General features: G+C 43.8%; 9 protein-coding genes. 4 read left to right on the forward strand and 5 right to left on the reverse strand.

From position 1 onward, the window contains the following. Nucleotides 1–99: 99 nt before the first annotated feature. From nifS to nifB, 3 genes are all read right to left on the reverse strand, one after another. Nucleotides 100–1308, reverse strand: a complete 1209-nt coding sequence (gene nifS / locus V7K97_RS28945; RefSeq protein ID WP_334804394.1) for a cysteine desulfurase NifS — start codon at nucleotides 1306–1308, stop codon at nucleotides 100–102. A 154-nt stretch (nucleotides 1309–1462) separates the two neighbouring features. Then, nucleotides 1463–1819: a 4Fe-4S binding protein gene (locus V7K97_RS28950; RefSeq protein WP_334804395.1), complete on the reverse strand. Its 357-nt coding sequence runs from the start codon at nucleotides 1817–1819 to the stop codon at nucleotides 1463–1465. 122 nt (nucleotides 1820–1941) lie between these two features. Then, nucleotides 1942–3393 carry a nitrogenase cofactor biosynthesis protein NifB gene (gene nifB, locus V7K97_RS28955; RefSeq protein ID WP_334804402.1) on the reverse strand — a complete coding sequence of 484 codons (1452 nt, stop codon included), beginning with the start codon at nucleotides 3391–3393 and terminating at the stop codon, nucleotides 1942–1944. 1153 nt (nucleotides 3394–4546) lie between these two features. Here nifB and V7K97_RS28960 point away from each other — a divergent pair. Continuing rightward, nucleotides 4547–5125, forward strand: a complete 579-nt coding sequence (locus V7K97_RS28960; RefSeq protein WP_334804396.1) for a Uma2 family endonuclease — start codon at nucleotides 4547–4549, stop codon at nucleotides 5123–5125. Nucleotides 5126–5186: 61 nt separating this feature from the next. Here V7K97_RS28960 and V7K97_RS28965 read toward each other — a convergent pair whose 3' ends face one another. Both V7K97_RS28965 and V7K97_RS28970 read right to left on the reverse strand, forming a co-directional pair. Then, nucleotides 5187–5528, reverse strand: a complete 342-nt coding sequence (locus tag V7K97_RS28965) for a XisI protein (RefSeq protein ID WP_334804397.1) — start codon at nucleotides 5526–5528, stop codon at nucleotides 5187–5189. Then, complete coding sequence (locus V7K97_RS28970) at nucleotides 5510–5932, reverse strand: XisH family protein (protein WP_334804398.1); 423 nt, start codon at nucleotides 5930–5932, stop codon at nucleotides 5510–5512. The genes V7K97_RS28965 and V7K97_RS28970 overlap by 19 nt, the downstream gene beginning before the upstream one ends. A 114-nt stretch (nucleotides 5933–6046) precedes the next feature. On the opposite strand from V7K97_RS28970, the gene V7K97_RS28975 reads away from it, so the two are divergent. The 3 genes from V7K97_RS28975 (at nucleotide 6047) to V7K97_RS28985 (ending at nucleotide 7479) form a co-directional block, all read left to right on the forward strand. Then, nucleotides 6047–7006 carry an NAD(P)-dependent alcohol dehydrogenase gene (locus tag V7K97_RS28975; RefSeq protein WP_334804399.1) on the forward strand — a complete coding sequence of 320 codons (960 nt, stop codon included), beginning with the start codon at nucleotides 6047–6049 and terminating at the stop codon, nucleotides 7004–7006. A 64-nt stretch (nucleotides 7007–7070) separates the two neighbouring features. Beyond that, the gene (locus tag V7K97_RS28980; protein ID WP_442938936.1) at nucleotides 7071–7256 is read left to right on the forward strand and encodes a DUF6888 family protein; all 186 of its coding nucleotides are present in this window, start codon (nucleotides 7071–7073) and stop codon (nucleotides 7254–7256) included. After that, complete coding sequence (locus tag V7K97_RS28985; RefSeq protein WP_334804401.1) at nucleotides 7246–7479, forward strand: DUF6887 family protein; 234 nt, start codon at nucleotides 7246–7248, stop codon at nucleotides 7477–7479. The genes V7K97_RS28980 and V7K97_RS28985 overlap by 11 nt, the downstream gene beginning before the upstream one ends. Nucleotides 7480–7807: the final 328 nt, after the last annotated feature.

Below are 7807 nucleotides of genomic sequence, written 5' to 3' on the forward strand. Positions count from 1 at the left end.
CTATTCCCTATTCCCTATTCCCTATTCCCTATTCCCTATTCCCTATTCCCTATTCCCTATTCCCTATTCCCTATTCCCTATTCCCTATTCCCTAATTAATTAACGATGCGCCAATGCTTGCTCTTGTTCTTGCAGCCAGCCTGCATCATCATTTTTGAAGGGTGACAGGGCGCGTAAACGTTCTACAATACTGGGCATTACCTCTATGACTCGATCGATTTCGGCAACGGTTGTGTAGCGACAAAGACTGAAGCGAATGGAACCGTGCAAGGTTGTGTAGGGTAAGCCCATTGCTCGCAGGACGTGGGAAGGTTCTAGTGAACCGGAGGTGCAAGCAGAACCGGATGATGCACAAATACCGTATTTATTCAAGGATAATAAGATAGCTTCACCTTCAATATACTTGAAGCCGATATTTGTGGTGTTGGGCAATCTCTGCGTAACGTCACCATTGACTACACAATCGGGAATTTTAGCTAGTAAAGTTTGTTCGAGGCGATCGCGCAGCTTTCTTTCTCTTGTGGTTGCTTCTTCTAAGTGTAACAGTTCTAGTTCCGCAGCTTTGCCCAAAGCGATAATTGCTGGAACATTCTCTGTTCCCGCTCTACGTCCGCGTTCTTGGTGTCCCCCAAGCATGAAGGGACGGAACCGAACCCCTCGCCGGATATATAAAGCACCAATTCCTTTTGGACCGTGCAGCTTGTGACCAGACAGAGTTAACATATCCACGGTGCTAGTCTTCATATTCAAGGGGATTTTTCCCACTGCTTGCACCGCATCTACATGGAAGATAGCGCCAGATTCTTTGACGCGCAACCCAATTTGCTCAATCGGGAAAATCGTGCCAGTTTCGTTATTAGCATACATAATAGTCACCAGGGCGGTGTTACCCGTCAAGGAAGCTTCTAGTTCATCTAGATCCAGCTGCCCTTGATGATTTACTGATAGATAGGTAACAGTGTAACCTTGGGTTTCTAATTGTTTGCAGACATTGAGTACTGCTGGATGTTCAACTTGGGTGGTGATGATGTGGCGCTTTTCTGGTTGCGCCAACAGTGCGGCTCGAATCGCCGCGTTATCTCCCTCAGTTCCACAACTTGTGTAGACAATTTCTGACTCATCGGCTCCCAGGATGGCTGCAAGTTGTTCTCTTGCGGTTCTCACTGCTTTACCGACTTGCCCACCAAAGGTATGCATACTGGAGGGATTGCCGTAATAATCTGTGAGGTAAGGTAACATTACCTCTACAACTTCTGGGTCTACCTTAGTGGTAGCATTATTATCAAGATAGATGCAGTTATTTTGCATTGTTGTCTTCAATTAAGAATTACGAATTATTTAGGGATTACCAAGAAATAAATTATCCAATCTTGTGGGGTGGACATCTTGTCCGCCCTTAGTCACGGGCACTCGTGTCGCCCACCCCACAAGAAAAGTTGGATGTTTTTTATTTGGAAGTCCCTTAAGCTTCTGCTGCCATTGTTTGGGGTTGGCGCTTTTGCAACTGTTCGGAGTATTTCTCGCTATAGCAGTTAAACCAACGTTCCCAGTAATCTTGTTTATTTGTTAATTTAGCAACTACGCGGTTGTAATTGGTAAACCAGCCTTCCCAGTAATCGCTAGGCTGCTTAACGCAACCGTCGCAGGTGGGACAACCAGCTTTACACTGAGGCACGGTATGAATGCTACCAACGCAGTTTGTACAAAGTTCAGGGTCAATCCAGTGCTGTCCGTCAACCACTTTAATTGCATTTGTGGGACATACCGTTAGACAGAGATTGCAGGAAATACACTGGCTAGTAAGAATTTTGTAAGCCATGATTTATTCTCCTTTTGGGGAATGGGGCATTGGGCATTGGGCATTGGGCATTGAGGATTGGGTTTAGGGGAGGGCATTGAGGATAATTCTTATCCCATGCCCCATGCCCCATGCCCCATGCCCTATTCTTGATTCCCTAATTCCTTAACGTATTGCTCGTAGAACTCCAAAGCAACCTTTTCAATTACGTCGTAAGCTTCAACAGTCTGTATTCCAGCTTGTTGCAATTTCTCTTGAGGACTGTTACCAATCTTGGAGACTAAAACTGCTTTGCAATCTGCGATCGCTTTCATAATATGCTCAAAAGAAGCTTCTTCGCCGTATCCACCTTGGCAGTATTGGTCAATTTTGCGATGACCGACAAAGCGAACTTCGTTTCCACCCACTTCGTAAATTTGGAATTCTTTCGCATGACCGAAGTGTTGGTTAACTAATCCGCCGCCTTTGGTTGCGACTGCAACTAAAACTTTCGGACTATTGGCAATTTTCTTACCAGCTAGCGCCTTATCTTTGGCTACTTTCAGTTCTTCTTTAAACTTCTCAATTCCTTCGTGAACAGTAGCGCGTTGTTCCATGTCATATTCGGGAGCCATTTCCAAGAATTTCTCTTTGGAAAATTCTTGGCTGCGGTCTTCTCCCAACAATCCGACTGCATCGGCGCGGCACTGGCGACAGTGACGCATCATTTTCATGTTACCAGAGCAATTGTCTTGAACTTCTTTGAGTTCTTTGGGTGTGGGACCGCGTTGACCGGTTAAACCGAAGTGTGTGCCATGTTCTGGTGCAGAAATCAATGGCATGATGTTGTGTAAGAATGCACCTTTCTCACGAATGACTCGATTCACTTCAACTAAGTGATGGTCATTAATTCCGGGAATCATCACGGAGTTAACTTTACACAAGATATCAGCATCTTTCAGGGCTTGCAATCCTTCCATCTGTCTTTCGTGGAGAATTCTCGCGCCTTCAATGCCTCTATAACGCTTGCGTCTGTAGTGAACCCAAGGATAAATCTTAGCACCGATCTCTGGATCTACCATATTAATGGTGATCGTCACGTGATCTATATTTAATTGTTTAATGCGATCGATGTAGTCTGGCAGCATTAAACCATTGGTTGATAAACACAGCTTGATATCTGGTGCTTGTGCTGCAATCAACTCAAATGTGCGGAAAGTCTTTTCTGGGTTCGCCAATGGGTCGCCAGGTCCGGCAATTCCCACAACTGTCATTTGGGGAATCTTCCCGCCAATGACCAAAGCTTTGTGTGCTGCTTCTTCTGGTGTTAGCAATTCGCTAACTACTCCAGGACGGCTTTCGTTAGCGCAATCATATTTGCGGTTGCAATAGTTGCATTGGATGTTGCAAGCTGGAGCAACTGCAACGTGCATCCGGGCGTAGTGGTGATGAGCGTCTTCGCTGTAGCAGGGATGTTTAGCAATGCGTTCTTGGAGCTTTTCGTCCCTTTCCACGGTGGCGCTGCTGGTGCTGTCGCAGCCGCAACCACCGGATTTTGCTTGGGTTGGCGATTCCGTAGCGTTGGAGTTGAGGAGTCGTATAGACGGTGATGTCATTGAGTTTCGCAAAAAGGTCGGTGGACTTGGCTGCCACTGTGGGAGATGCTGTTGCTGCTCTTTCATGCCCAGAATTGAAGTCGCGTCTTCCACACTGCCTGCAAACCCTTGGGTTCGGGCGACTTGTTTTCAAGTCAGGCAGACGATAGATATCTGATGTTCGGCTGGTGTGTGTCAACGTTCGGTTCTTGGGTAGAATTGTGCTTACAGCCGCGACTTCTCTTCACTTCAGGCATAGTGCTATGTCATCCCTCCACTCACCCTTCGCTTCGTTTCAGAGCGTTAGGTGATTGGCGATATAAGATTTATAGCAGCCGTCTCCCAGCCAGATATTGCGTCTCTCTAGGATAGAATTTATTGGATTTATTACTTTTGTACTCAAATAAGAAAAACCCTAATTCTTCAAGCATTACAAGAATTAAAAAAGTTTTTTTCGGATAGGGGTTCTAGTATTTTTTAGTTGGGGTTCTAGTGTTTATAGATAGGGGTTCAGGATTTCTTTGTACTCAGCTAAAACCCAATCCCAGCAACAACTTTAACTAACTTTAAACTAGGTTTGGGTTATTTAAATGTGTACTCAGACTGCCCTCAATTTCCTTCAAAAGCAATAAGTGTCAAGGGTTTGAGGGTGAAAAACTGGAGTAGTCTATATCGCTCTACTCCAGAAACGTGCGAAATTCAATTCTGTATCTAACATATCATTTTTTTGAGAGTAAAAATGCACTTTATATTCTTTTAATTTTTCTTTGACAAGGATGTTCAATTATGCCTTTAAGCCTTATCTGGTAAGCTATATGACCTAATGGAAATAGAGGTGTTGCTGCACATAATTTTCAAAAAACTTAAGTTTTAACTCCTTTTTTTTCATTCCCACAATGAGGAGATGAGTAGGAAAGTCTCAGATTTTGTGTTTGAGAGAAACAACAAACTATAATCTAACATGATTGAGCGATCGCAATGAATTTTCTGAATTGCTCACTACAAACCTTAACAAAAAACCTAACCCCCTAACCCCCAACTCGTCGCGGGAAGGGGGGAAAATTCAAAGTCTCTCTCCTTCTAGGAGAGAGATTTAGAGAGAGATTTTACCAATACGGTGAAAAGTCAGAGTGTCATTTAGCTACAATCAGACCAACCCTGAAAAATCTGAGTTATGATAACCATCCCCCAACAGCCGCCAAAAATGACCGTTGAGGAATATCTGGAATGGGAACCTCAGCAAGACCTTCGCTACGAATATGCCAATGGCGAAGTATTTGCCATGACAGGCGGTACAATTCCCCATAACGACATTGCACTAAACTTGTACACTGCCTTACGCCCTCATTTACGTTTCAGGGGTTGTCGAGTGAATGTGTCAGACGTGAAAATGCAACTCACTCCCCAGAGTCGCTACTATTATCCTGATGTTATTGTCAGTTGCGACCCTGAAGACCTCAATGCCCGCAAATTTATTCAACATCCCAAGCTGATTGCTGAAGTTCTTTCGCCAGGTACAAGCGCTAAAGATCGGGGTGAAAAATTCACTTACTATCTGACAATCCCCAGTCTGCAAGAGTATATCTTGATTGACTCGGAAAAAATCTCTGTCGAGCGTTACTGTCGCGGTGAGGGGAGGATGTGGCTTTACTATCCCTACACAGCTGGAGATATCATTACTCTATCCAGCATTGAATTTGAGTGTCCGATTGAATTGCTGTATGAAGGTGTTGTATTTACCACTGAAGAATAAACAGAATGTTCCGTGTTAACTTTTAAAGAGCCATGTCTACGACGGGCTGCGCCTACGCACTTTAAGCAACTGCATAGCCTGTGTAGGGTCTTAACTCCGGTGGACGAAAGCCAAGGACGATGTGTTCTTTAGGAATTCCAGCCCGTTCTAAATCGGCGGCAATGCCTTCTTCCGTGCCATCCCGTTGAATCCAGATTTTGCCATCAATCAGGTCAATATGAACCAGACAGCCATGAATGCGGCGATCGCCATCCCAACCAATATCCATCCACAAATAGCGATCGCGGTTTCGATCAAACACCACTTCTGATTGAATATCCGCATAAGAATAACTCAGTGAAGCATATTCACCGAGGATAGTTTCAATCACCTGACGATAGTCATCTAACTTGGTGTCATCCATTGTTTAATAACCTCCTGTTTTGGATCAAAAGTAATCAGCTTTAAACGATGATTCCTCAGTAACAGTTTGCCGATGGGTTCTTCAAACAAATCATCAAAAACTCTGTTAGGTACTGCAAGGTATAGCACTCGTTCTGGCTCCAATTCAATCAATATATCCTGATATAAAATATACTGACCCAAGGCTTTTTCTAAATCATCAACATCTGATCTGCCGGTAAAACTTTTAATCTCAACTGCAATTTTGGATTCTGCTTTTTGCGCCGCCAACAGTTGTCTAGCACCTAAATCAACATACAAATCTTTTTTACCAAACTTCAGGGTCAGTGGGTCATGAGTAATTATCCATTTATCTTTAATCAAAGCATTTTTGACATTATTATGGTATATGTCTCTAGCTGGCATACAGGTGTAGTTTTAGACTGATGTTCCTATTTTAGGAAATCGCTACACTAGATTTATCAGAAAAAACAGGCTGTCTGAGTTCATTCAGCAAAATATGGTAGCAGGAGGAATGCGATGAAAGCAGTGGTTATCCGTCGGTATGGCGCGACTGAAGTTTTGCACTATGAAGATGTGGAACAGCCGAAAATTGAGCCAACGCAGTTACTTGTGAAAGTTCGTGCTAGTAGCGTCAATCCTATTGATTGGAAAATCCGCAAAGGGATGTTGAGTTTGATTACCGGCAGTAAATTTCCGAAGATTCTGGGGTTTGATGTGGCGGGAGAAGTCGTAGAGGTTGGCTCCCAAGTTACGCGCTTTAAACCGGGAGATGCTATTTATGGCAGTACTAACTTCCCTGGAGGAGGTTATGCCGAATTTGCAGCCATCCCAGAAAACTTGGCGGTGCTTAAACCAACAAATCTAAACTATGAAGAAGCTGCTGCTGTGCCTTTAGCAGCGCTCACGGCTCTGCAAGCGCTGCGAGATAAAGGAAATATTCAAACAGGACAAAATCTCTTAATTAATGGTGCTGCGGGCGGTGTAGGGATTTTTGCAGTGCAAATTGCTAAGGCTTTAGGCGCACAAGTGACAGGAGTTAGCAGTACCAAAAATTTGGATTTGGTAAAATCTTTGGGAGCAGACCGCGTGATTGATTATACGCAGCAAGATTTCACCAAAGATACAGCGCAGTATGACATTATCTTTGATGCAGTGGGTAAGCGATCGCTCTCAGAAACCAAAAGAGTCCTCAAACCCAACGGAGTTTACATCAGTACCGTACCCAACCCCAAAGTCATGTTAGAGATCGTCTTAACAGCGTTTCTTCCTGGTCAAAAAGCTAAATTTCTCTTTGAGAAACCTAACGCCAAAGACTTGCTTTTTCTCAAAGAATTGATTGAAGGGGGTAAAATTCGTGTAGTGATCGATCGCACATATCCCTTACAAGAACTAGCGGCGGCTCATGATTATAGCGAAACTGGGCGGGCAGTGGGGAAAATTGCCTTGGTGCAACCCGTCGTAGACATCGCCATTTAGGGTAACTGAGATTTTTCACCCTCTAAGGCTTAATATCATTTGTGTCACAATTGAGGAAAATAATATATATCCTACGACGCGGCAAGCCCTTATGTGTGTGATTATTTGCCAGTACTTGTCTAATTTCTACCGGGAAATTCAGCTATTCCGTTTTAGTGACACAACTGACAATGTGTTTATTTTGGCAGGTGATGAACTGCAAATCCTTATATTTCGTGATGGAACTTGGAGATTTGTCAATGAAACCTAATTTTACCCAAATGTCCACAAAAGAGTTGAGGGCGTATGTGCTTGCTAATCGGGAAGATATAGAAGCGCTGGAAATTCTATTTAGTCGCCGTACTCCTGACTCAGAAGCAATTATATATCCATCGATGTTTACTGAAGATGGTAAACCTATAGAAGAGAATAATCGGATAATTGCAGAAGCGATCGCTCAGAGAGTTCAGCAAGAGAATAATAATCAGGATTAGCTGTGTGGTTAGTACATTTTACTGATTACCTGTGCGATCGCACTTACCAATTGATCCAAAAAACCAACGCAAAACCTAACCCCCTAAGAGGATGTTTGAAAAGTTTTTTTTATACGCCTAACCCTTGGAGATCCCCCTAAATCCACGCCACGTGCTTCAAGTCGGGGAACCCGCCCAACGCAGTGGCTCCCCTTAAAAAGGGGGACTTTGATTCCGGTTCCCCCCTTAAAAAAGCAGGGCTGATTCATTCCATAAGAGCAAGAAGTTTGTCAATATCATGAGAGATAAATCTTTGGGCAGTTGTGATGGAAGCATAACCATTCCGCCG

It is taken from the genome of Nostoc sp., from assembly GCF_036917815.1.
Lineage (GTDB): Bacteria > Cyanobacteriota > Cyanobacteriia > Cyanobacteriales > Nostocaceae > Nostoc.

Coding starts and splice junctions, on each gene's coding strand:
- V7K97_RS28985 (WP_334804401.1), top strand. CDS start 7,246: ATGAAACCTAATTTTACCCAAATGTCCACAAAAGAGTTGAGGGCGTAT.
- V7K97_RS28970 (WP_334804398.1), bottom strand. CDS start 5,932: ATGCCAGCTAGAGACATATACCATAATAATGTCAAAAATGCTTTGATT.
- V7K97_RS28960 (WP_334804396.1), top strand. CDS start 4,547: ATGATAACCATCCCCCAACAGCCGCCAAAAATGACCGTTGAGGAATAT.
- V7K97_RS28965 (WP_334804397.1), bottom strand. CDS start 5,528: ATGGATGACACCAAGTTAGATGACTATCGTCAGGTGATTGAAACTATC.
- V7K97_RS28975 (WP_334804399.1), top strand. CDS start 6,047: ATGAAAGCAGTGGTTATCCGTCGGTATGGCGCGACTGAAGTTTTGCAC.
- V7K97_RS28950 (WP_334804395.1), bottom strand. CDS start 1,819: ATGGCTTACAAAATTCTTACTAGCCAGTGTATTTCCTGCAATCTCTGT.
- nifS (WP_334804394.1), bottom strand. CDS start 1,308: ATGCAAAATAACTGCATCTATCTTGATAATAATGCTACCACTAAGGTA.
- nifB (WP_334804402.1), bottom strand. CDS start 3,393: ATGACATCACCGTCTATACGACTCCTCAACTCCAACGCTACGGAATCG.